At 37.5% G+C, this 26,244-nt stretch carries 15 protein-coding genes and 2 pseudogenes; 13 read left to right on the forward strand and 4 right to left on the reverse strand.

Going from position 1 to position 26,244, the window contains the following annotated elements; all coding sequences use genetic code 11:
• The first annotated feature begins 32 nt into the window (after nucleotides 1-32).
• From FTU87_RS06215 to FTU87_RS06245, 7 genes are all read left to right on the forward strand, one after another.
• A complete protein-coding gene (locus FTU87_RS06215) occupies nucleotides 33-2,393 on the forward strand; it encodes a class I SAM-dependent DNA methyltransferase (protein ID WP_180096831.1) in 2,361 nt (786 codons plus the stop codon).
• A gap of 11 nt (nucleotides 2,394-2,404) precedes the next feature.
• A complete protein-coding gene (locus tag FTU87_RS06220; RefSeq protein ID WP_180096832.1) occupies nucleotides 2,405-3,703 on the forward strand; it encodes a hypothetical protein in 1,299 nt (432 codons plus the stop codon).
• A 58-nt stretch (nucleotides 3,704-3,761) separates the two neighbouring features.
• Nucleotides 3,762-6,794, forward strand: coding sequence for a DEAD/DEAH box helicase family protein (locus FTU87_RS06225; RefSeq protein WP_180096833.1), 3,033 nt, complete (start codon nucleotides 3,762-3,764; stop codon nucleotides 6,792-6,794).
• A 78-nt stretch (nucleotides 6,795-6,872) separates the two neighbouring features.
• Nucleotides 6,873-8,675, forward strand: a complete 1,803-nt coding sequence (locus FTU87_RS06230; protein ID WP_180096834.1) for a DUF262 domain-containing protein — start codon at nucleotides 6,873-6,875, stop codon at nucleotides 8,673-8,675.
• Between the two features lie 501 nt (nucleotides 8,676-9,176).
• Entirely contained in the window at nucleotides 9,177-11,312 is a 2,136-nt protein-coding gene (locus FTU87_RS06235; RefSeq protein ID WP_180096835.1) for a hypothetical protein, read from the forward strand.
• Nucleotides 11,287-13,176 (forward strand): dynamin family protein, encoded by a 1,890-nt coding sequence (locus FTU87_RS06240; RefSeq protein ID WP_180096836.1) that lies wholly within the window; start codon nucleotides 11,287-11,289, stop codon nucleotides 13,174-13,176. Before FTU87_RS06235 ends, FTU87_RS06240 begins: the two co-directional genes overlap by 26 nt.
• 2 nt (nucleotides 13,177-13,178) lie before the next feature.
• Nucleotides 13,179-14,102, forward strand: coding sequence for a hypothetical protein (locus tag FTU87_RS06245; RefSeq protein WP_180096837.1), 924 nt, complete (start codon nucleotides 13,179-13,181; stop codon nucleotides 14,100-14,102).
• Nucleotides 14,103-14,206: 104 nt separating this feature from the next.
• Here FTU87_RS06245 and FTU87_RS06250 read toward each other — a convergent pair.
• The 3 genes and pseudogenes from FTU87_RS06250 to FTU87_RS06260 form a co-directional block, all read right to left on the reverse strand.
• Nucleotides 14,207-14,406, reverse strand: a pseudogene (locus tag FTU87_RS06250) (IS256 family transposase); the annotation flags it as partial.
• A gap of 32 nt (nucleotides 14,407-14,438) precedes the next feature.
• A pseudogene (locus FTU87_RS06255) lies at nucleotides 14,439-14,885 on the reverse strand (transposase); the annotation flags it as partial.
• A 111-nt stretch (nucleotides 14,886-14,996) separates the two neighbouring features.
• On the reverse strand, nucleotides 14,997-15,728 hold the full coding sequence (locus FTU87_RS06260) for a Fic family protein (RefSeq protein WP_180096838.1): 732 nt from the start codon (nucleotides 15,726-15,728) through the stop codon (nucleotides 14,997-14,999).
• A gap of 424 nt (nucleotides 15,729-16,152) precedes the next feature.
• Between FTU87_RS06260 and lldP the strand changes: the two genes are divergently transcribed.
• The 4 genes from lldP to dld all read left to right on the forward strand — a co-directional run bounded on the left by lldP (nucleotide 16,153) and on the right by dld (nucleotide 21,658).
• Nucleotides 16,153-17,817, forward strand: a complete 1,665-nt coding sequence (lldP, locus tag FTU87_RS06265; protein WP_180096839.1) for an L-lactate permease — start codon at nucleotides 16,153-16,155, stop codon at nucleotides 17,815-17,817.
• Between the two features lie 17 nt (nucleotides 17,818-17,834).
• Complete coding sequence (gene lldR / locus FTU87_RS06270; RefSeq protein ID WP_005093795.1) at nucleotides 17,835-18,578, forward strand: transcriptional regulator LldR; 744 nt, start codon at nucleotides 17,835-17,837, stop codon at nucleotides 18,576-18,578.
• A gap of 3 nt (nucleotides 18,579-18,581) precedes the next feature.
• Nucleotides 18,582-19,727, forward strand: a complete 1,146-nt coding sequence (lldD, locus tag FTU87_RS06275) for an FMN-dependent L-lactate dehydrogenase LldD (protein WP_004961411.1) — start codon at nucleotides 18,582-18,584, stop codon at nucleotides 19,725-19,727.
• Nucleotides 19,728-19,957: 230 nt separating this feature from the next.
• The gene (gene dld, locus FTU87_RS06280) at nucleotides 19,958-21,658 is read left to right on the forward strand and encodes a D-lactate dehydrogenase (RefSeq protein WP_180096840.1); all 1,701 of its coding nucleotides are present in this window, start codon (nucleotides 19,958-19,960) and stop codon (nucleotides 21,656-21,658) included.
• A gap of 611 nt (nucleotides 21,659-22,269) precedes the next feature.
• Here dld and FTU87_RS06285 read toward each other — a convergent pair.
• Nucleotides 22,270-23,196, reverse strand: coding sequence for a LysR family transcriptional regulator (locus FTU87_RS06285; RefSeq protein WP_257220461.1), 927 nt, complete (start codon nucleotides 23,194-23,196; stop codon nucleotides 22,270-22,272).
• A gap of 130 nt (nucleotides 23,197-23,326) precedes the next feature.
• Here FTU87_RS06285 and FTU87_RS06290 point away from each other — a divergent pair, with 130 nt between their 5' ends.
• Nucleotides 23,327-24,655, forward strand: coding sequence for an MFS transporter (locus FTU87_RS06290; protein WP_180075971.1), 1,329 nt, complete (start codon nucleotides 23,327-23,329; stop codon nucleotides 24,653-24,655).
• 31 nt (nucleotides 24,656-24,686) lie between these two features.
• Complete coding sequence (locus FTU87_RS06295) at nucleotides 24,687-26,210, forward strand: M81 family metallopeptidase (RefSeq protein WP_180075972.1); 1,524 nt, start codon at nucleotides 24,687-24,689, stop codon at nucleotides 26,208-26,210.
• Nucleotides 26,211-26,244 lie beyond the last annotated feature (34 nt).

Raw genomic sequence — 26,244 nt, forward strand, 5'->3', positions numbered from 1 at the left:
TAAGAAATAATTACAGATTTTAAGGTCTAAACATGGATCAAAGCGTTCACAACAAATTGGTTTCTTTTATTTGGTCTATTGCTGACGATTGCTTGCGTGATGTTTATGTACGCGGTAAGTACCGTGACATTATTTTACCAATGGTTGTACTACGTCGTTTAGATACTTTGTTAGAACCAACAAAACAAGCTGTCTTACAAGAAGTCAAAGAACAAAAAGAAGAGCCAGACTTTGTGGAATTGGATGCTTTGCCATTAGAGCATATTTCAGGTTATGTTTTTTATAATACTTCAGAATGGACATTAAAAAGTCTTTTCGACACAGCGACCAATAACCAGCAAATTTTGCTGGCGAACTTTGAAGACTACTTACGTGGTTTTAGCGATAACGTTAAAGAAATTATTAACTGCTTTAACTTGTTTGCGCAAATTCGCCACATGGCAACTAAAGATGTATTACTCGATGTTTTGGAGAAATTTGTCTCTCCATATATCAATTTAAGTCCGTTTGAAACTGAAGACCCAAATGGCTATAAGTTGGGTGGTTTATCAAACCTCGGTATGGGTTATGTCTTTGAAGAACTCATTCGTAAATTTAATGAAGAAAATAACGAAGAGGCAGGTGAACATTTTACTCCGCGTGAAGTGATTGAATTAATGACACATGCCATTTTTGATCCAATCAAAGACCGTATTCCTTATGCATTGTCTGTATATGACCCTGCTTGCGGTAGTGGCGGGATGCTCACTGAAGCACAAAACTTTATTGAAGAGCGTTATAGTAATGAAGATCGAGATATCTTCTTGTATGGTAAAGAGATTAACGACGAAACCTATGCCATTTGTAAGTCGGACATGATGATTAAGGGCAACAACCCTGAAAACATTCGTGTCGGTTCTACATTGGCAAGTGATGAATTTGCATCAACACGTTTTGACTTTATGCTGTCTAATCCGCCGTATGGTAAAAGCTGGGCATCAGATCAAAAATACATTGTAGAAGATAAAAAAGTTATCGACCCACGTTTTAGAGTTGAGCTTAAAAACTATTGGGGCGACCTGAGAGAAGAAGATGCAACGCCACGTTCAAGCGATGGTCAGCTTCTGTTCCTGATGGAAATGGTCAGCAAGATGAAATCGATTGATGTCAGCCCAATCGGTAGCCGTATTGCCTCTGTCCATAATGGTTCAAGTTTATTTACAGGTGATGCAGGTGGCGGTGAATCAAACATTCGTCGTTATATCATCGAGAATGATTTGTTGAATGCCATTATTCAGTTGCCAAACAACTTGTTCTATAACACCGGTATTACTACCTATATTTGGTTGTTATCCAATAACAAGCCTGAATCACGTAAAGGCAAAGTACAACTGATTGATGCAAGTCTGCTTTACCGTAAGTTGCGTAAAAACTTAGGGCAAAAGAATTGTGAATTTGCACCTGAGCATCTTGAAGAAATTTTAAATGTGTACCTGAATGGACAAGATGTTGAGCGTGGTCTTGATGCCAAGAATGACCCGATTGGTTTAGCATCTAAAGTTTTTAATAATAGTGATTTTGGCTATTACAAAGTCAATATAGAACGTCCTGATCGTCGCAAAGCACAGTTTAGTTTGGAACGTTTACAGCCATTACGTTTTGATAAGTCATTGCTTGAGCCAATGGAATATATGTTTGCTGAATATGGCGATGCTATTTACCAAGCAGGCAAGCTCAAAGAAGTTGAAAAAGACGTTTTAGATTGGTGTGAAAAGCAAGAAATTAGCTTAAATACCAAAGCAAAAGCGAAGCTGTTTGATATTAAGCATTGGACATCGTTAAAGACTTTATTTGAGTCTGCACAAGCGATTATGGCGCAAGTGGGTGAAGCGGAATCAAGCGACTTTAATGTGTTTAAAGATAACGTAGATAAAGCGATTAAAGCCCTTGGTCTAAAGCTGTCTGCTCCTGAAAAGAACAGCATTTTAAATGCCGTGAGCTGGTATGACGAAACGGCTGAAAAAGTGCTGAAGAAAGTCGTGAAGTTGAATGGCGATAAGTTGGCTGAGCTACTTGAGCATTTAGGCTGTGAAGAATCTGATCTAGCCGACTTTGGTTATTATGCAACAGGCAAAAAAGGTGAGTACATCACTTATGAAAGTAATGCCGATATTCGTGACAGTGAGTCTGTGCCATTAAATCAGCGTATTCACCAATACTTTTTAGATGAAGTAAAACCGCATGTAGATGAAGCATGGATTAATTTGGACTCGGTGAAAATTGGTTATGAAATCAGTTTTAATAAGTATTTCTACCAACATAAGCCATTGCGTTCGCTTGAAGAAGTGGCTCAGGATATTTTAAATCTTGAGAAGCAAGCTGATGGTTTAATTGCACAAATTGTGGGTCTTTAAGGGGAAGCAGAATGTTTAATAAATATAATGCGTATCAAGATTCAGGTGTCCAATGGATTGGTGAAATTCCAAGTGAATGGTCAGTATTGCGAGCAAAGAACTTTTTCAATTTTAGGAAGATCATTAATTCTAAATATCAATGTGATAATGTTCTTAGCTTGACACTGCGAGGTGTAGTAAATAATAGTTTTGATAATCCAGAAGGTTTGATTCCAAAGGACTATGCAACTTATCAGATATTTAATAAGAACGATTTGGTATTTAAGCTAATTGATTTAGAAAACATTAGTACTAGTAGAGTTGGTCTAGTGCATGAAAAAGGAATTATGAGCCCAGCTTATATCCGCTTAGAATGTAAAGAGACAGTTATACCTAAATTTGCATATTATTATTTTTATAATTTGTACTTGCAGACGGTTTTTAACAAGCTAGGTGCTGGTGTTCGATCTACTTTAAGTCCAAAAGATCTATTAGAGCTACCATATTTACATCTGTGTAAAGAACAACAGATAAAAATAGTAGATTTTTTAGAAACTAAAATATTAGAAATTGACCAAGCCATTGCTATTAAAGAACAGCAAATTGCTTTACTTAATGAGCGTAAGCAAATTGTCATTCAAAAAGCAGTGACGCAAGGTTTAAATCCAAATGTTGCGATGAAAGATTCGGGTGTGGAATGGATTGGGCAAATTCCTGAGCATTGGAAGGTTTTAAAGTTTAAAAGAGCTTGTCAATTTATCTATGATGGTACACATGGATCATATCCACGAGTTGAACAAGGATATAGGTTGTTAAGTGTAAGGAATATTATAAATAATGAATTTGTTTTTAGAGAGGATGATAGTTGTGTTTCTCAAAAACATTTCAAAGAAATTAGTTCAAAATTTTTGATTCGTAATGATGACATTCAATTAGCAATTGTTGGTGGTACTTTAGGTAAGGCTGCAATAGTAAAGGATCTTGAGGAAGAAATTGTTACTCAACGTAGTTTGGCAACTTTAAGAACTCAACCAAGTGTATTGAATCCTAATTTTCTTTTATCATTTATTAGAAGTCCGAAATATCAGAATTTCTTATGGGCTAATGCTGGTTTTTCAGCACAACCAGGAGTGTATTTAAATACAATTCAAAATAGCTACTTATGTATGCCTTGTTCAAAAGAACAAACTTTAATAACTGAGTATATTGAAAATGAAACAAGAAAATTTAGTTATTTAATAGGAAATATTAAAGATCAAATCGAAAAGCTAAAAGAATATAAAACTACCCTGATTAATGATGCTGTGACAGGCAAAATTAAAGTGGCATAAATCTTGATATAGCTTTTAAAAAATATAAACCGCCAATGCAGAGGGTAGAGGGATACTTGTGAACAAAAATTTAAACGAACTGGCTTTAGAAAAAAATATCGAACGTGCATTGGTCGGTATCTGTAAAGAAGACCTTGCTCAAGGCATCGCTCAAACCCACTCGGGTTTGGGCTATGTTATCGGGCAAGTATCCGACTTTAATGCAGACTATGCTATTGATGAAAAAATGTTTTTTCAATTTTTAGAAAGCACCCAAAAAGACAGCTTAGATGCCTATAAAGCCTATAACAAAAACGACTGGAAACAAAAAATTCTAGGACGTTTTGACAAACTCATTAAAAAACATGGCATTGCCTATATGCTCAAAAAAGGCATGGCACTTGATGAGCAACATTTTCATTTTATGTATCCATGCCCATTGGCAAGCAGTAGCCAGTCAGTCAAACAAAATTTTGCGTCAAATATTTTTAGTGTGACACGACAAGTACAGTATTCACTGAAAAACCGTCGTGAAGAAATTGATATGGTGATCTTCCTCAATGGTTTGCCATTGGTCACTATGGAACTAAAAAATGCATGGACCAATCAAACGGCACGTTATCACGGTCAAAAACAATATCGTGAAGATCGAGATCCAACACAGCCATTACTGACGCCTGCACGTTGCCTAGTGCATTTTGCTGTGGATACTGATGAAGCCTACATGACCACCAAACTGGAAGGGAAAAAGACCAATTTCTTGCCATTTAACAAAGGCATAAAGTCAGGTGGCCAGGGCAATCCAGTGAATCCAAAGGGCTACAAAACAGCATACCTTTGGGAAGAGATCTTTGTTAAAGAAAGTCTGGTGAATATTGTTCAGCACTTTGTACGTTTAGATGGTACAGATAAAGATCAACTCAGCAAAAGAACCCTATTTTTTCCACGCTATCATCAGCTTGATGTAGTACGAAAATTAATTAGCCATGTTTCAGAGCATGGCGTTGGCAAGCCTTATTTGATTCAGCACTCAGCAGGCTCTGGTAAATCAAACTCGATTACCTGGGCTGCATTTCAGTTGATTGAAGCCTACCCAGACAATGCAGCAGCGGCAGCGAGTCGTGCCATGCATCAGCCACTTTTTGATTCTGTGATTGTGGTGACAGACCGTAAGATCTTGGATAAACAAATTCGGGACAATATTAAAGACTTCTCAGAAGTGAAAAATATTATTGCCCATGCACATAACAGTGCAGAGCTGAAACGTGCCTTAGAAACAGGTAAAAAGATCATCATTACCACCATTCAAAAATTCCGAATGATTTGGGAAAGTGTGACCGATTTAAGCCATAAAAACTTTGCCATTATTATTGATGAAGCGCATAGCTCACAGTCGGGTGAAGCGCATAACAGCATGAACCGAGCCATGGGTAATGAGGCTCTAAAAAATGCTGATGATGTTCAGGATATGCTGGTTGCAATGATGGACTCGCGTAAAAAGCGAGAGAATGTTTCTTACTTCGCATTTACGGCAACACCAAAGAACAGCACCTTAGAGAAGTTCGGTAAGCTAGATGTCATGACGGGTAAATATGAGCCATTCCATCTTTACAGTATGAAGCAGGCAATTGAAGAAGGCTTTATTCTTGATGTACTGGCGAATTACACGACCTATAAAAGCTTCTATGAAATTCAAAAATCGATTGAGGACAATCCATTATTTGAGTCAAAGAAAGCCCAGCGTATTTTAAAAGCCTATGTTGAGGCATCACAGCAATCTATTGAAGCCAAAGCCAGTATTATGCTGGAACATTTCATTGATAATGTGGTGAATAAAAAGAAATTGAAGGGTATTGCTAAAGCAATGGTCGCAACACAAAGTATTGAATCTGCGATTCGATACTATCTGTCAATCAAAAAGCTTTTAGAGCAAAAAGGCAATCCTTTCAACATTATGATCGCTTTCTCGGGCGAAAAAGAGGTTGATGGCCAAACCTATACTGAAGAATCGTTAAATGGATTTAGTGAATCTAAAACCAAAGACCATTTTGATTTAGATGAAAACCGCATCTTAGTGGTAGCGAATAAATATTTAACAGGCTTCGATCAGCCAAAGCTGACGACCATGTACATTGATAAAAAAATGACAGGTGTACAGTGTGTGCAGGCCCTATCTCGATTGAACCGAGCTGCACCGAAATATAATAAGCGCACGGAAGATCTGTTTATTTTAGACTTCTATAATGATATTGCTGACATTAAAGCAGCATTTGATGATTTCTATACCTCTACATCATTATCAAGTGCAACAGATGTGAATGTACTGAATGATGTCAAAACATCATTGGACGACAGCGGTGTATATGAGTTGCATGAGATTGTGGAATTTAATGAGCTATTCTTTAGTAGCGCTTCTGGCAGTGACTTAAGCCCTATCATTGATACAGCAGTAGAGCGTTTTGATGCAGACACATCTGTATGGGGACATGAACAGCGAGTCGATTTTAAAGTAAAGGCCAAGCAATTCGTTAAAATCTATGCGCAAGTATCGTCGATTATTCAGTTCAATAAAGTGGAATGGGAGCAACTTTATTGGTTCCTGAAATTCTTAGTTCCTAAATTGAATGTACAAGATGGACGTCTCAATGGTATTGACGATCTTCTAGAATCGGTCGATTTAAGTACCTATGCATTAAAGCGTGAGCATATCAATAAAGCCATTTCCTTAGATGCTGAAGAAACGATTGTAGATCCACAAAACCCAAATCCTCGTAATCCCAGCGAACAAAACGATGATGAAACTTTAGATACAATTATTTCAAAGTTCAATGAAAAGTGGTTTCAGGGTTGGAGTGCAACATCTAATGATCAGCGTGTCATTATTATTGACCTAGTGAAGCGTCTGCAAGAGCATCAGCACTTCACTAAAAAGTATAAAGAGAATTTAGATCCCCATACTCGTTCACTTGCTTTCAAAAAAATGCTAGATGAAATTATGGTGGTTCAGCGTAAAAATATGGTTGATCTGTATAACCTATATCGAAAAGATCCTGCTTTCCAGGATACGTTTAGCCAAACCTTGGAAAACTTGGTTGATACGGAAGAAGTTTGATTTTCTAAATTTGGTCATTGGGTATCAGTACCCAATGACCTTTTTTTGTTGGTTTTAGATATTTTGAGGGGCGTCTTAATGGCGAAATATTCAGTACATCAGCATCCAATTGATACATTACTCTCTTGGATAAAATCAGGTGAAATCGCAATTCCTGAAATCCAGCGACCTTTCGTTTGGTCGAGTAGTAAAGTGCGGGATCTAATGGATTCGCTATATAAAGGTTATCCTGTCGGCTATATCATCACATGGCGTAACCCGGATATTCGCCTTAAAGATGGAACCTTATCCGCAGGAAAAAAGGTACTTATTGATGGACAGCAACGTATTACTGCATTGACTGCTGCTGTTGTTGGGCAGTTGGTGTTAGATAAGGACTATAAAGAAACTAATATTCGAATAGCGTATAACCCAACTGCTAAAGATGATGAGCCCTTATTTGAAGTATGTAACACAGCTATCGAGCGTAATCCAATCTGGGTCAATAATATCGCCCCAATTTTAAATGGGGATATTTCAATATCTCAGGCTAGACGTGCATATATGGGATTGAATCCAGATGCAAATGAAGATTTCATTGAAGATAAGCTTGAGCAGTTAAAAGCAATCAAAAATCGTCAGATTGGTATCATTGAACTAGATTCATCTCTGGATATCGACACGGTTACTGAAATTTTTATACGAATCAATCAAAAGGGTGTAGTACTCAGTAATGCAGACTTTGTTATGTCAAAGATTGCATCAGATGAGCAATTTGGTGGAAATCGATTACGTAAAATGATTGATTACTTTTGCCATCTTTTGAAAGATGGTAGTTTTAATAAAATCATTAAACAAAATGATAAAAATTTTGCAGATACGGAGGACTATAAAAAAATTAGTTGGATAGCTGATATCAAAGATGATTTGTATCAACCTAACTATATAGATGTTTTACGTGTGGCATACACGTGCCAATTTAATCGTGGAAAATTTAGTGATCTTGTGGCGTTACTTTCTGGCCGCGATTTTGAAAATAGACGTAATATACAAAGTATTGCTGAAGAAAGTTATCACAAGTTACGTCAAGGTTTAGAAGACTTCTTCAACCAGACAAATTACCAACGTTTTCTAACGATCATCCAATCAGCGGGATTTATTGACAAAAAACTTATTAGCTCAAAGACTAGCTTGAATTTTGCTTATGCGCTTTATTTGCAGCTTAGAGCATCAAAAATGCCTGAGCCACAAATTCAAAATCTTGTAAAACGCTGGTATGTGGTTTCATTACTGACAGGGCGTTATTCTGGATCTTCAGAATCAGCGATTGAGCGTGATAGTAAACAAATCTTAGAAAAAGGTATTGAAGGATACTTAGCTCAAATCGAGCAAGCAGATTTAGATGATGGGTTCTGGAATTACCGTTTGGTAAATGAGCTGGATTCTTCAAGTACTGTTAATAATGCATACTTGTGTTATCTAGCAGCACAATGCAAATCAAATGAGCAATCCTTCCTGTCTGGTAGTTTAACTGTACGAAGCTTAATAGAGCAAAGAGGGGATGTACATCACGTTTTTCCAAAAGACTATTTAGCTAAAAATGGGTTTAAGAAAAGTGAATATAATCAAGTAGCTAATTATGTTTATACAGAGCAAGCAATCAATATTAAACTAGGAAACGCTTCTCCAAAAGTGTATATGGAAAAAATCCAAAATGAAATTAAATTGGATAAGAATGAAATAACTTCTCTGAAAAGTATTGAAGGTTTAGACCTGAATTTACAGACTCATTGCATACCAAGTAATTTAAACCAGTTAGATGCTGATCAATATACTGAATTTTTGAATGAGCGTCGTAAGCTCATGGCACAAAAAATTAAGGAATTCTATAAAGGTCTATAATTCTTATAGATGGTTACAGGCTGTGCTTCATGCACAGCCTATTCTCTTTCTGAGGTTGATGGGTAAATATGGGTAATAGATAGTGGGTAATATTGTTTTAACTTCATGTTTAAATTAAATTTTCACTATGAGTTGTTTTGTCACCATCACTGTTAACTCTAGTTATTCATGGAAAGATTACCATGCACAAACTGTTATGAGATGTTTGCCTATTTGGATTGAAGATTACAATTGCAATTAGCCGTATAGTGGGCTAAAAATGAAATCCCTTCGGGAGTTTAGATCGTTCAAATTAGCAAGTTAACTGTCCACATTTACGGGGAATAATACAAAGGGAGCTTAATGGGAAGTTGCCGTTATGTGTCAGAAGTCCAAATTCCATCTTTAATAAGTTGTTGGATTCCCTATATTAAGGTTGTAAGTCCTCTGAATTTACAAGAAAATTTATTGGATGAATTAAAAATTATTGTGAAAGTATACTGTAACTAGGGTAATAAATTAATGAAAAACATCTCAGAATCAAATGTCATTTCTCGCTTAGAACTTGCACTCTTTAATTTGATGAATAGTTTAGTTGGTATGCCTAAATATACAGAAATAAAAAACCAAGTATTATCGATTAATCGGAAGTTACGTATTACTAGAGAACTAGCAGATACAAAATATATTGCTATCGCTGGTACACAAAGTGCAGGAAAGACCCGATTAATACGTGAAATGTATGATTTGGATCATCAATGGCTTTCAGATAATGAGGGGCGTGGCGAACAATTACCCCTTTTTATTATTGAACATAAAGAATGTACTCAGCCTTACGCTGTGGTTGTCGAATATAATAATGATAGAGAACAAGAAAGGAAAATCACTTCGGAAGAATTGCACACGATTCTAAGAAACTATAATGCCGAAAACTCTATTTTATTAGCTAAATTGTATGTGCCAATGAAGTATTTTAAGCAAAATAATTTTGGTTTTGTTTTATTACCTGGTTATGAAATGGAAACAAGAGAAAACCAAAAATGGCAACAATTAATGCGTCATACCCTTACACATGCCTTAGGATGTATACTGGTTACGGATGAAACAAGGATTGCTGAAAATACACAAAAACGTATTTTAGATGATTTGCGTAGTCAATATTTAGAAAATAGACAACCTATTGTTGCCGTGACTAAAACAGAAAATTTAAAGGATGAAAAGCGTGTTGAATTAAGACAGACGGTAGCAGAAGCATTTGAATTTTCAGAACAACAAAAAGTAAATATTGTATTAACAGGCGCTGATGATGATAATTATAAAAAAAGATGGTCTAGTGAATTAATGTGCGCGATTATGACTACCACCTTAAATTCTAAACAATCTGAAGCAGCAAAATATGCTGAATTAGATTATTTACTATCAGATAAAGTAGACGATATCATTTCTTTATCTCAAACTGGATTATTAGAGGTCGATTCTATTGGTACTAACAGTCAAGCAGAAAAAAACATCAATGAAATTTTAGAAAAATTTGATACAGCACGAGATAAGTTTAAACGTAAGTATAATAAAGAATTAACAAAACAAACTCACTCGTATGTACATGCAACAATTAAACTCACAGAGAAAGAATATATTGATAATGAGGAAGGTATTAAAAACTGGTGGAACAATTTAGGGGAAGATCATCAAGGACGGGCAAAGCAACGTATTCAAAGTGTGTGGCGAGATAATCAAAATACAAAAATATCAGAACCAAGAACCATCATCGAAAGTAATGTAAAAGCGCTATCAGATTTATCCAAGGATCAATTGGGATTAAATGTTACAAGTGAATTTACACGTAACGAACAAGGATTAATTAATAATACCTCAGCTCTATTAGGTGAAAATAAAAGTAATAAGGTCGCTGTATTAGATAAACCTGAGGTACAAGATGGAATAAAACGACTATTTTCTCCATCAGTCATTAGTACAGACAACGATATTAAATTTAATAATGATTTATCGAAAGCTATCGCATTGGTTCCTGCATTAGTAATGGAATATGGTCGTCTGATGCAGGTCGCGGTTGTAACAACCCCTGACATCAAAATTTCTGAAAAAATGAGTGGAGATAAATTAATTGAAAATTTCGCAACAACAGTTAGCACTGAATTACCAAAATTCAATGAATCACTGAAGCCAATCATTACTACAATAGCTGCTATTTTAGCAGTAGATGTAACAATTGATGGTCAAATTGATACGATTCCGGCATTGATTCAAGCTGTTTCTAGTACAGCCACAATATCTGCCGGAGGTGCCGCAGCAGGTATAGGTGCAACTGCTTCTATGGCAGCCGCAGGTGTTATCGTAGGTGGATATTTAGTGTATCAAGCACATAAAGAAGTGCAACGCTATCATGCTAATCAAAAAGAATATATTGCTACAGTGATGGAATATTACGGTGATATGAATATTCAAAACTCTTTGGATCAATATGATGATGTAATGGAAAATATTCGGGATGTTTTAAGAGATAACTTGCGTAAAGCATATGGTTTAGATCAGGCATTAGGTAAACGTGATACAGTTTTAAGATGCCTAACAGCAACAAAGAATGCACAAGAAAACTTACAAAGGTATTTAGGTGGACAACAATCAAGATTGGCTTGAGCTATATCAACAACGTGATCAATGGGCGATAACAGCCTATGAAAATTTTATTAATCAGGTTGATGATGCGTTAAAAGTAGATTTAACTCGATCTGATCAAATTACTATCGTTGTATATGGCTCAACACAAGTGGGAAAAACATCATTAATTCTCAAAATATTGGGAATTGATGATGCTCATATGTCAGAAGTTTCCACATTACTGAGAGGTGGTCGTGAAATTGGTAAGTCAGCGACCATTATGCCTATTCGCTACCGTAAATCTGAAGATAACCAATGGCATATTCATGATATACAAGGTAGAGACACTGCTGTTTCAACTGTAGAAGAATATTTTAAAAATTTACGAGCAAGTGTTGAAAAAGGTCAAATTAATACTACAAATATTGTAGATGTCTATATTCCACAATACTATTTTGCTCATCAATCAGAGGGAATGCTAGATATTAGAATTCTGGATTTGCCAGGTATTCAAGCAAAAAATGAACATGAACAAAATCATGTACAACAGATTTCAACAAAATATGCAGCCAATGCCGATTTAATTTTATTGGTTGGACGTTCAGATGATTTAGCTTTTATAAATCCTAGCCGCCTTATCTTGGATCAATTTAAATATTGGACTTCTCAACCCAGTCGTTTTAGAGTGATATTAACTCGTGCATTTTCACCTGCGACAGTTATTGATTATATAAAAAAAAATCAAGATACATTTAATTTAGATGCGTTTAAAGATCGAATCTTCCAGCAATTAAAAACCCATGATTTTCCAGTTCCTCAAGAGTGTCGGGATATTATTTTCCCACTCGAATTTGGAGATTCTTTAGCAAATATTCAAGAGAAACACCTTGAGTATTTTGAGCTAATAGATAGCGTTAACCAGCAATCGTTTAAATTATTACATGAAGGAATATGCAAAGCTGCCAATCCTTATTCGCGATTTAAAAATGGTTTTGATGTACAACGTCTTGCTAAAATACGTATAGAGGAAGAAAAGGAAAGATTTAATGAGAATGATGAACAGTTCAGCCAAGAATTAAGAGATTTGAGAACTATAATGGCTAAATTTGAACAAGAAATTGAAGATGTAGCTCAACAACAAGTTGATTGCCTATCAAACGATGAATATTTTAGAATGATTCAAGAAGAATATTCACTAGATTGGTTTCAAATGCAGTATGAGGATTTAGCTAATGAATTTTATACAATTCCTGATGATACGTCTGTTTCATCTCTGAAAAAGATAGCAAAGGTATATACTAGTTATCCAAAATCAAGATGGTTTGGGATTGTAGAATATTTTGATAAAAATGAAGAAGATTTAAATTTTTCATTCGGTTTGCCGCCAGAATTAGATGTAGAAACTTTTAAAGTATATGATGAAAAGCTAAATGGTTACCTAACAAATTTTTATTGGGCTGAAAGTAATTTTAAAAAAGATTATCAAATGTTAAAAACTGCATTGATAAAAGAAGGGAAAAAATTTTCACAAGAAGCATGCACGCGACTGACAAACTATACAAATCAGCAAAGAGCCCAGCTTAAAAACAAATATGAAAGCTTAGATAATCGCTTAAAACAACTTGTATATGGTTTAAAGAATAAACAAGACGAATTATTTAAGTTACAGCAACAAAAAAGTGACTTAAAAATATGTCACCAAAACTTTATTGCACGTATGACCACAGCACAGCAACATGGAAAATCTTTTGAAGACTTTATGAAAATCTCCTTTGAGCAGGCACGGTTGCAGTGCAAAAATGATTTTTTAAATGAAAGAGATCCTATCAAAAAGTTTTATCGCTTATGGTATTCAATGTTACTAGAAACACAATATGATGAAATGATGTTAGGGGTAAAATAGTAATGTTACAAAAATTTAGTAAAACTGAAATGAACGAAAATATTAAAGTAGATAAATCAATGGATGCATTAATAGGACTAATACATCAAAATATTAATAAACCTATAGATGAAAATGTGAATAAACAGATTGAAAAAATTAAGTTTGATATTCAATTTTCTAGTGAAAAAATTAATAAAATTGAAAAAGATATAAAAGTTCAAAATACTAAAATCAAGAAAAATTTTGACGACATTCATGAGTTAATTGGAGATAAATGTGATGAAAATCAGAATAAACTTGAAACATTAGAAGAGTTAATTTTTGATTTTAAAAAAAATAACTTTGAGAAGTTAGAACAAAGCTTTGAAAAAATTGGTGAATCTTTTAATTTTTTAAATTTAAACATTGTAAAGAATAAAAATTCTTTATTAGATGAGCTAGGGCAACAGCTCACCACTGCATTTTCAAACCAACAAACTACTGTGTTAAGTCATGTGGATGAACAATTTAAAAAAAATTTAGGTGAATTAAAAGAACAACAAAAATATCAAGTAGATCAATGGTCCACTTTATTTAAAATATTACAGAGTTTATCTAATCAACATATAAGCTCTTTAAATTCTCAATCTGAATTAATTTCAACATTATTGATCGATTTTGAAACAAAGATATCTAATAAACAAGATGCTGTTATACTGCAACTCATTGAACAAATTAAGTCTTCATCAGATCTGTCATTAAATAAACAGCAAAACAATATCAATCAGCTGCAAGAGTTTCAGCAAAATCGTTTAGATCAGCAAGCTTCAGAATTAAAAGCATTTGATGAAAACATTAAAGATCAATTGGCAAAAAATAAAAAAATGCAGACGATGACTTTAGGAATAAGTATTATTAATCTATTATTAATTGCTCTTATTATTTATCTAGGTTTCTCTATGTAACCTAGGTAATCCTTCCTAAAAATAATAGGTTCTAAAATTAGAAATTATATTTCTAGCCTACGGAAGGAGCGTGTAAATAATTTTGTGTAATTGCTTTTCATAAATTAAAGGTGATTGCTTAAGCGGTCACCGAATTCAATAATAAAGCGACTCATAGCTAAACGCCATGAGCAGCACTGCTGCGCAAGATAGGCATATTCCACTTTTTAGACGCTGCATCAATTGCCAGGTAAATCACTTTACGTACAGAATCATCCGTTGGAAAGACTTTACGCTTTTTGATCGCCTGACGTATTACGCTGTTTGTAAGCGTTCGCTGAACCCCATACCTATTTTTTAATTCGGTTCAGGTTTCCAGCAGTGTGGCAGTAATTCTTCTATTTGAGTCACTTTATGTGTCGGCAGCCTTTTCAGTACATCACTTAAATAGGCATACGGATCCAGCCCATTCAGTTTTGCTGATTGAATCAGGGTCATGAAGTTCGCCGCTCGCTGACCACTGCGCAGCGAACCTGCAAATAACTAGTTCTTACGCCCCAAAGCCCAGGGACGCATTTGGTTCTCTACCCAATTATTGCAAATAGGTAGATTGCCATCATCCAGATAATGGCTTAAGACTTCCCAACGTTTTAGGCTGTAATTGATGGCTTTGGCAGTGGCTGAACTCGATGGAACCGTCGGATGATGTTGAGTGAGTTTAGTCAACAATTGGGTGAATTGATTGAGATCTTCTTCTGTTTTGATTCCTTTAGCAAATTCTGCAGCAAGGTCTTTTAGTTTTTGTTCGTTCATCATGTTGCCTGACTCCGTTGTGAATATGAACATAGCAAATTCAGGCAATTACACAATTTAATTTACAGTCTCATTTTTGTCCGAGCTACCGTACAAGCTTTGCTAAATACCTAATACCACCTGATATGGTTTAAATCCTTCTAGCACTGCATCGGAGACTAACTTGATAAAGGCTTCGGTTTTTCCGTAAGCCATCCACTGATCAAGAGCCTCATAGTAAGCCAAACGATTTTCTACTGTAATAACACAAGGTGGATAACCAGCTTTAAGTAATTCTAGATTCATCAATAGGCGTGATGTACGCCCATTACCATCAATGAAGGGATGGATACCTACAAAATCCGCATGTACTTTAGCAGCACGTTCAATAGGATGAAGCTTATGTGCTTCACTATTATACCAATCTACCAATTGAGCCATCTTATCATTTAACAAAGTATAGTCAGGTGGGGTAGTGGTAGCACCTGATATCAGGACGTTTTGTTGACGATAACGTCCAGCATTATCATCATCAATATTCTTTAAAATGAGTTGATGGATATTACGAATTTGCCATTCAGAAAAAGGTTCTTCTTTTCGAATAATATCTTCAACATAGTAAATTGCATTTCTATGGTTGATCGCTTCGAAGTGTTCTCTTAATGCCTTTCCACCAACAGTAATACCCTCCAGTACTACTTTTGTTTCTAGCAGGGTGAGTGTATTGCCTTCAATTGCATTTGAATGATAAGTCCAGCGAAGAATAAGGTCTTCTTGTAAATTTTTTACAATTGAATGAGAGAGGGGGCGATGTTGATCTAATTTTTTCTTTAAATCATCGATAGTTTCAAACATTACCTTATCCCTGAATTTGTCTTAGTTGATCATACATGAAAAAATAAAGATCAGAAATGTAGTGATATATCATTACATTTTGTATTGACTGTAAAAGTAGTAGGTTAGCCTTTCGTTGTCCGGTAGATTTTAGGTATAGGCTTATTCATTTGGGAATTATATTGCTGAATAAGCTTTCAAGAATAGGTTTGTGCAACAAAACCATGTATTGCTTAAGTTTTTAATAATGTATAAGATTTTAATAGATTGTAAAATTGGTCATACCAAAAAAATAAATTAAAGCTTGTCTATTGCGTTTTTAGGCTAATATTTCTAATATAAAATATAAATTTTATCTCTTAATTACTAAATTGGTCATACCAATTTAGTGTATAAGTATAATAAACTGTTCAATCTAGTAGTTAAGCATTTCAAGGAGTAGACAATGCTTCAACAGTGGCAACAAATTTATGATCCCATGGGCAATATCTGGATTTCGAGTGCAATAGCGCTAGTTCCAATTGTTTTCTTTTTTTTGGCATTGGCTATTTTTCGTATGAAGGGTAGTGTAGCCGCGACAATTACCGTTTTTTTAGCCTTTCTGGTCTCATTATTTTTATACAAAATGCCAATCGGAATGGCATTGGCATCAATGGTCTATGGATTCTTCTACGGACTGTGGCCAATTGCATGGATTATTATCGGTGCAGTTTTTATATATAAGATTTCAGTAAAAACAGGGCAGTTTGATGTTATTCGTTCCTCTATTCTTTCAATCACAGAAGATCAACGTCTGCAAATGCTATTAGTTGGGTTTGCTTTTGGTACGTTTTTAGAAGGTGCGGCAGGTTTTGGTGCACCCGTCGCAATTACTGCGGCACTGTTGGTGGGACTCGGTTTTAAGCCTTTATATGCGGCTGGGCTATGCCTGATAGTTAACACTGCACCTGTTGCTTTTGGTGCAATGGGAATTCCGATCATTGTCGCTGGGCAGGTTTCAGGTGTTGACACCATGGAAATCAGTCAAATGGTGGGTCGTCAGTTACCCTTTATGGTGCCAATTGTATTGATCTGGATCATGGCAATCATGGATGGCTGGCGTGGGGTTAAAGAAACTTGGCCTGCTATTTTAGTTGCCAGCTTATCTTTCTCTTTAGCGCAATATTTGACATCAAATTTTGTTGGTCCTGAGTTACCCGATATTACTGCTGCAATTGCAGCATTGGTTAGTTTGACAATCTTACTTAAGTACTGGAAGCCAAAACATATTTTTCGTTTTCAGGATAAAGATTTACAAGTAGATGAAACCATTGTTGAGCAAGTTCGTAAGCAATACAGTGTGGGGCAGATAGCCAAAGCCTGGTCTCCATTTTTGATACTTACAGCAATGGTGACGGTCTGGAGCATCAAACCTTTTAAAGATTTATTTGTTAAGGACGGCGAACTAAGTGATTTAGTAGTTTCAATTAAAGTGCCGTATTTGCATCAATTGATTCAAAAGCTACCGCCTGTCGTGCCTGAAATTAAAGATTATGATGCGATTTATAAGTTTGATTGGTTATCAGCAACGGGTACGGCGATTATGTTGGCGGCATTGATCACGATTATTTATTTAAAAATGAAACCTAAAGAGGCAGTTTCGACATTCTTTGAAACCGTGAATGAACTAAAAACACCAATTTATTCGATTGGTATGGTGTTGGCTTTTGCCTTCATTGCAAACTATTCAGGTCTGTCAGCAACGCTTGCTTTAGCACTGGCACATACGGGGCAGGCTTTCACCTTCTTCTCACCATTCTTGGGTTGGGTTGGGGTGTTTCTTACAGGTTCAGATACTTCAGCTAACGCATTGTTTTCAGCGTTACAAGCAACTACAGCACAGCAAATCGGTGTGCCTGAAGTCTTATTAGTTGCTGCCAATACCAGTGGTGGGGTAACAGGTAAGATGATTTCTCCTCAATCAATTGCGATTGCTTGTGCGGCAGTGGGCTTAGTTGGTAAAGAATCTGATTTATTTAGATTTACAGTAAAACACAGCATTATCTTTACGGTGATGATTGGTATTATTGTGACCTTACAAGCTTATGTTTTCCCGTGGATGATTCCGTAAACGGGTCAAGGAAAAAAATGAAAGTCTCCGACAAAGTAGTACAGCGGTTACGTCTATTGATTGAAAAAAATAATGTGCAAGTCGGAGAGCGATTGCCTGCCGAACGCAAACTCTGTGAACAGTTGGGTGTGTCTCGTAGCTCTTTACGTGAGGCTATTCAACAGCTGATTACCGCAGGGATTATTCAGAGCAAAGCGGGTGCAGGCAACTATTTAAAGCAGTTGCCTGCACATTGGTCACAGCATCAAATCGTTGAGCCATTATCCGGTTTGATGGATCAAGATCCTGAATATCGTTTTGATGTACAAGAAGCTCGTATGGTGCTTGAAGGTGGTACAGCGTGGTATGCCGCACAACGTGCCACACCCAGTGATTTGATCAATATTCGTCAGTGTTTTGAGCAGATTAGCCATTTTCAGGCCTTAGGTGATGATGCACACGCAGCAATAGCGGATGCGAAGTTTCATCTGGCGATTGCAGAAGCATCCCACAATCTAGTGCTGATCCAAATGATGCGTAGTTTGTTTGATTTATTGCAAGACAACGTGATGTTAGGGCGACGTAAAGTCTACACTACACCACAACATTTTGAACAATTGCATGACCAGCACTTTGAGGTGATGGACGCAATTGAACGTCAAGACTCAGAGACTGCACGTAAGGCAGCTTGTGGGCATATTGAATTTGTTGTTCAACGCGTACGTATGATCGATGAAGAAGAAGCTCGTCGTCAACGTTCGAGTCGATTAAATAGGACATAAGTTATGATTATTTCTTCTGCAAATGACTATCGTGAAGCTGCGAAACGTCGTTTACCGCCATTTTTATTTGAATACATCGATGGTGGCGCCTATGCGGAATATACCTTAAAGCGTAATGTAGAAGATTTATCAAAAATCGCTTTACGTCAACGTGTGTTAAATGACATGTCTGAGCTGAGCTTAGAAACGCAATTGTTTGGTGAAAATTTGGCGTTGCCAGTGGCATTGTCACCTGTAGGTCTAACAGGTATGTATGCGCGTCGTGGTGAAGTTCAAGCCGCGGTTGCCGCAGATAAAAAGGGCATTCCATTTACCTTATCAACAGTTTCAGTTTGTCCAATTGAAGAAGTGGCACCTGCGATTCAACGTCCAATGTGGTTTCAACTGTATGTACTACGTGACCGTGGATTTATGAAAAATGCCTTGGAACGTGCTAAAGCCGCAGGTTGTTCTACCTTAGTATTCACAGTCGATATGCCCGTTCCAGGTGCGCGTTACCGTGATGCACATTCAGGAATGAGTGGTAAAAATGCTGCAATGCGTCGTTATATGCAATCGTGTATGCACCCACACTGGGCTTGGAATGTGGGTTTATTGGGTCGTCCGCATGATTTAGGTAACATTTCGAAATATTTAGGTAAGCCGACAGGTCTGGAAGATTATATCGGTTGGCTGGGCAATAACTTTGACCCTTCAATTTCTTGGAAAGATCTTGAGTGGATTCGTGATTATTGGGAGGGTCCCATGGTTATTAAGGGGATTTTAGATCCTGAAGATGCCAAGGATGCAGTACGTTTTGGCGCAGATGGAATTGTGGTCTCCAATCACGGTGGTCGCCAGCTTGATGGTGTTTTATCTTCTGCTCGTGCGCTTCCTTCAATTGCAAGTGCGGTCAAAGGTGACATCAAAATTTTAGCAGATTCAGGGATTCGTAACGGTCTTGATGTAGTACGTATGTTGGCTATGGGTGCAGATATTTGCATGCTTGGTCGTGCATTTGTATACGCACTTGGTGCTGCCGGCGGTGCTGGGGTAAGTAATTTACTAGATTTGATTGAGAAAGAAATGCGTGTGGCAATGACATTGACTGGTGCAAGAACCATTGCAGATATTACATCGGATTGCCTGGTCAAGTTAGAGAAAGAGTAAGCGATTTAATTACTCACATTAGTAAATTTCTGCCAACTTTCCTTTGAAAAAAGAGATTCTTATCCGAATAATTTAGGTAAACAAAGCTTCCTTTTGAAAAAGGGGCTTCGATAGTTTAGAAAGAATCTCTTCTAATCTTCACTTGTGCTGAATTTTAAAGCCGTGTTTTAAAAGATACCTAGGAGAGAGAATTATATTATTTGGGGATTTATAAAATAGAAGACTTAAAAATGATAAACACTCAATCCTCTTCTCGACAGACTATTCAAAAACTAATAGATATTGTTGGTAAAAACAATGTGCTGACTGATGACAAAGATACTCGTTTGTATCGCCAAGGCCGCCGTTACGGTACAGGAAACGTCTTAGCTGTCGTTGTTCCTGGGACATTGGTCGAACAATGGAAAGTGCTTGAAATAGCGGTAGATGCTGGTTGTATCGTAATCATGCAAGCCGCTAATACAGGACTCACAGGTGGCTCAACTCCATTTGGCGATGATTATGATCGTCCAGTATTATTAATGAGTACCCGTCGTCTAAGGGGCATTCAAGTAATCAATGAAGGTAAGCAAGTCATTTGTTTACCAGGTGCGACTTTGGATCGTTTAGAAAAAGAATTAGCAGTTTTTAATCGTGAACCTCATTCAGTCATTGGTTCATCTTGTATCGGTGCTTCAGTTTTAGGCGGCGTATGTAATAATTCTGGTGGAGCATTGGTGCGTCGTGGGCCTGCGTACACAGAACTTGCATTATATGCGAGAGTGAATGATCAAGGCTCGCTTGAATTAGTCAATCATTTAGGTGTGAATTTGGGTCATTCTTCTGAGGAAATCTTATCGAATTTGGAACAACAAAAATATCAAATTGCCGACATCGAAAATGAGAGTCAGTGCTGTGCATCAGACCATCATTATATTAAAGATGTGGCGAAAATTGATGAAAACACGCCGGCACGTTTTAATGCTGATCCATCCCGTTTATTCGAAGCATCGGGCTCAGCGGGTAAAGTCTGTGTGTTTGCAGTGCGTTTAGATACGTTTGAGAGAATTTCAAGCCAAGTGTTTTATGTGGGGAGTAATCACCAAGAAGATTTAACCAGAATCCGTCGTTTTTTACTGAAAGATTTGCCGCGTATTCCTATTGCTGGTGAGTATATTCATCGTGTTGCTTATGACATTGGTGCTGAATATGGTAAGGATACTTTTATGTTTATCGAGAAGTTCGGTACAGCCAAAGTGCCTGCTGCGTTTGCGATGAAAGATAAAATAGATGGTTATCTTGAAAAAATGAAAATGCGAGGTCTTTCTGATAAATTTCTGCAATTGCTGACAAAATTTCTACCGTCACACTTGCCGAAGCGTATGAATGCATTTCGAAATTTATATGAGCATCATTTGGTACTACGTATTGAAGATCAAGATGTTGCTGCAGTAGAGGCATTTTTAGAAAGCTACTTTGATCATCACGAAACTGGTGATTATTTCCTTTGTGATCAAGATGAAGGGCGGAAAGCATTTTTACATCGTTTTGCGGTCGCAGGTGCTGCAATTCGTTATCGAGATACGCACCGATCAGAAGTTGAAGATATTGTTGCATTGGATATCGCACTTCGCCGTAATGATCGTGAATGGGTAGAAACTTTACCTAAAGAAATGGATGAGCAGATTTTACATAAACTGTATTATGGACATTTTTTATGTCATGTATTCCACCAAGATTACATTGTTAAAAAAGATGTTGATCCTTTAGCTATGGAACATGCAATGTGGCGTTTGTTAGATAGCCGTGGCGCTGAGTATCCAGCAGAGCATAATGTTGGACATTTATATGTGGCTAAGCCTGCGCTGAAAAATCATTATGAAAAACTTGATCCAACCAACAGTTTTAATGTCGGTATTGGACAGACATCTAAGCTTAAAAATTGGAAGTAACAGAAAATATTTTTAATGCATCGTATATTGGTAATAAACAGCCTAAAATAACGATATCTAGGATCTATAACCCTAAACCCATTTAAGCCAATGATTTCTTAATCTGAATGGTTGGCTTATTGTGAGAGCATATAGAGATGCACAGATACCGCTTAAAAAGCCCTTCATACTACGGACTCTACTCGTCATTAAATTGTATTACCCTTTTAATAAACTGAATGATATTGATCTAATTTATTTTTTAAATCATCAATGATTTCAAACATTGCCTTGTCCCTGTATATGTCTAAACGAATAATACATCAAAAAACAATATGTTATAACATAATATTTTATAGTGCGCTTAATATTAGTATAATTCAGTGTGCCATTTCAAATCCTGAATTTGGATTTGAACAAGATTTGAAAGTGAATCAATACACTAAATCTAATTTGGGTCAAAATTGGGTCAATGAATTTTTTTATTCATTAAAATATATTTGAAATTAGGTAGTTAATGTTTGAGTTCAATTGACGCCACCTCCACCAAAATTATTGTTATAAATCAGCCACTTATATAAGTGGCTTTTTTATTGCCTAAATTTTATAAGCAATTTAAAAAATCAAATTATCTAAAAGATCAAATCAAAACTAGAACGAATACGCTCAATCAATAAATGCTTCGACTCTGACAAATGGGTGTTTTTACGGACCATCAGTTGGGTTTGAGCTGTGTTGCACAGTTCGGAATCAATAGTTAAGGCGACGGCCTGACCTTCTTTTACTGCATCTGCGATATCTGCATAGCGCATGGCCGAAATCCCATGTCCAGCCACCACATAATTTTTTAAGGCATAAATAGAATTGGTGGTCAGGCCAATATTCAGGTTCACTTGTAAGCGCACCATTTCACTGTCGAGTAACTGACGGAAACCGTGCCCTACGGGCATTAAAGCAAATTTATAGGCTGAAATTTCGGAAAGACAAATGCGATGTTTGAGCTTGGCAAGAGGATGACCGGCAGGAACAGCCAGAATAAAAGGTTCTGTCTTATGAGCAATGGTGCTGATGTCTGTATGAAATGAAGGGTTATACGCCAGTCCAATATGCGCCAGGCTGTCCACGATATGTCGTACCACATGCTGGGCACTCATTAATTCTAACTGGATTTCAAGATTTGGATATTTATGATGCACATGTCGAAGTACATCATAAATCATATGTTGCATATAACTTTCACTTGAAACAATGTTCACTTTGCCGAGTTGAGAGGATTGCAGCTGAAATAAACTGTCAAATAATTCATTTTCACGATTTTTATTTTCCTTAAAATACTCAAGTACCAGATAGGCAGCTTCAGTCGGAATAATATGCCGACCCTTGCGTTTGAACAGGTTTATTTTTAATTCTGATTCAAAGAGTTGAATTTGTCGGCTCATGGCAGACTGTTCAATATTCAGGATATCTGCCGCTTTGCGCATCGAGCCAAACATCATCACCGTATAGAAATAACGCAAACGTTTTTCATTGATTCCGTTCAGTGGCGCAAGGAATTGCAAGTTTCTGTCCATAAAAACTCTGATGCCTTAAAAGCATCAGTATGCCTAAAAAATTACATTGTTATCAAGTCAGGAGCATGATTACATGGATTTTGAACAATAAGAAGATCTAGATAAAAAGGAGTTTTAGATGGATTTAATCACCTCCCGTCAACAACGGTTAGACCAGATTTACAAGAAAGTAAGCTGGCGCCTGCTGCCATTTTTATTGCTGTGTTATTTCTTTGCTTATCTGGACCGGATCAATATCGGATTTGCCAAGTTACAAATGCAGCAGGAGTTGGGCTTTAACGATGCGATTTATGGCATGGCAGCCGGCATATTCTTTTTAGGTTATGTCCTGTTTGAAGTGCCAACCAATCTGTATTTTGAAAAAGTCGGCGCCAGAAAAACCATTACCCGCATCATGATTTTGTGGGGCCTGACCTCCATGTCGATGCTATTTGTCACCACCCCACAAATGTTTTATATCTTGCGCTTTTTACTAGGTGTATTCGAAGCCGGTTTTGCCCCAGGCATGATTTTCTATCTGACCTATTGGTATTCCGGTGCACGCATGGCACGTGTCATGGCGATTGTCATGCTAGCCGGACCACTGGCTGGCATGTTAGGTGCACCTTTATCCACACAAATCATGAGTACTTTTCATCAGATTTATAATCTTTCTGGCTGGCAATGGTTATTTTTATTGGAAGCTGTACCAACCGTGCTATTGGGCTGCGTAGCGTACTTTTATTTAACCGATCATCCCTCACAAGCAAAATGGCTGTCTCAAGAGGATAAAGCCTTATTGGTGAAAGAAATTTCACAGCATCAGTCTGCAAGCGGTCATAGCAATTTTAAAGCAGTATTAAAGGATCCCTGGATTTATTTCATGGCCTTGGCCTATTTCACCATTATCTGTGGCATCTATGCGATTGGCTTTTGGCTACCATCTTTATTGAAATCGGGCGGTATCCAGAATTTGCAGATGATTGGCTGGTTGGTGGCAATCCCGTATTTATGCGGCGCAATTTTCATGATCATCTTTGCCCGTAGCTCGGACAAATGGCAGGAACGGAAATGGCATTGTGTAGTGCCGACGGTATTGGCCGGAGTTAGCTTGATGTTGTCGGTGATCAGTGCAAATTTCCTGCTTTCCTTTATTGCGATCTGTACCGCAACGGCCTTTATGTTTAGTGCCTATACCATTTTCTGGTCGATTCCATCGAAATACTTAAGCGGTAGTGCAGCAGCAGGCGGAATTGCCTTAATTAACAGTATTGGATTACTCGGTGGTTTTGTCAGTCCAAATATTATGGGCATGGCGCAGTCAATGACCGGTTCCATGTTGGCAGGCTGGTTCACGATTGCTGTGATCATGATGCTCGGTGGCGCTTTCCTGATTTATGCCTTCAGACTGAAAAAGCAAGCTGCTCCTCAGCAAACAACACGCGCCGCTTTAATCGTTGATAAATAATCAATCATGCAGCATAGGAAGGATTCAAGATATGAAAAAAATCATCATTGCGGGCTTTCAACATGAAACCAATACCTTTGCCCCGACCAAAGCAAGCTACGCCGATTTTGTCCAGGGTGGGGGATTTCCTCCACTTAGTCGTGGCGCAGATATCCTGAAATTTCGGGAACAGAACATTCCGATTGGCGGTTTTATTCAACAAGCAGAACAATTCGGTTATCAACTTTTGCCAGTGATCTGGGCTGGCACTTCACCTTCAGCGCATATAGAGCAGGACACTTACCAGCGCATCTGTGATGAAATTATTTCCAGCATCCAGCAGCATCCGGCAGATGCAGTGTATCTGGATCTGCATGGTGCCATGGTCAGTGAACAGGTGGATGATGGCGAAGGAGAATTATTAAGACGGGTTCGCGAGGCCATTGGTCCGGACATTCCGGTGATTGCTAGTCTGGATTTCCATGCCAATGTCACGCAAGCGATGTTTGCCCATAGTGACGTGTTGATTTGCTATCGGACCTATCCGCATGTAGATATGGCTCAAACCGGACAACGCTGTGCCCAACTGCTGGATCAAATATTCCGGGGTAAAAAGCTGCACAAGCAAATGTATAAGCTGCCATTTTTGATTGCGCTGAATGCACAATGTACCGAGCTGGAACCTACCCAGTCTTGTATGAATTTACTGGAAAAGTTAGAGCAAAATAATCCTGTCCAGATGAATTTCACGCCGGGTTTTCCGGCGGCAGACTTTGCCGAATGTGGTGGTTGTATCTGGGGCTATAGTGAAAACGCTATGCAGTTAGATCAGGCTATGCAAGGCTATATCGCCCATGTGCTGCAACAAGAAGCGCATTGGAATATGGATTTCTTATCACCGGATCATGCCGTGCAGCAGGCACTTCAACTTTATCAACAGCATCATTCGACCAGACCCGTAGTGATTGCCGATACTCAGGATAATCCGGGAGCCGGTGGTGATTCGAATACGACCGGGATGCTATCGGCGCTACATCGACATCAGGTTAAAAATGCATTGATTGGCCTCATTGTAGATCCTGCGGTGGCGCAGCAAGCCTATCAGCTTGAGCTTGGTCAGAATTTTTATGCGCAACTGGGTGGAACATCGGGTATTGCCGGGGATTCCCCATTTAGCGCTGAATTTAAAATCAAAGCCTATAGCGATGGAAAATTCAGCTATGGCGGGCCTATGATGCATGGCGTTGAGGCGGATATTGGCCCAAGTGTGTTGCTGGAAATAGACGGTATTGAAATTGCAGTCAGTTCCTACAAAGCCCAGTTGCTCGATCGTAATATGTTTAGAATTTTTGGTCTTGTGCCTGAAGATAAAACGATTATCGTGGTGAAAAGTTCGGTACATTTTCGTGCAGATTTTCAGGACATGGCTGCTGCCATTTTGGTCGCGAAAGCGCCTGGGGCCATGAAAGCAGACCCGAATGACTTGCCTTGGCAAAAGATTGATCTTGATAGACGACTCGTGCCGATGGGTGAAAGTCTGGCGCAACGTGATCAGCCATTACGTCGTACGGTCTAATATTTAACTAACATCCAATTAACACCCAAACGAT

The sequence above is a fragment of the Acinetobacter sp. YH12156 genome, assembly GCF_013418235.1.
Taxonomy (GTDB): domain Bacteria; phylum Pseudomonadota; class Gammaproteobacteria; order Pseudomonadales; family Moraxellaceae; genus Acinetobacter; species Acinetobacter pseudolwoffii.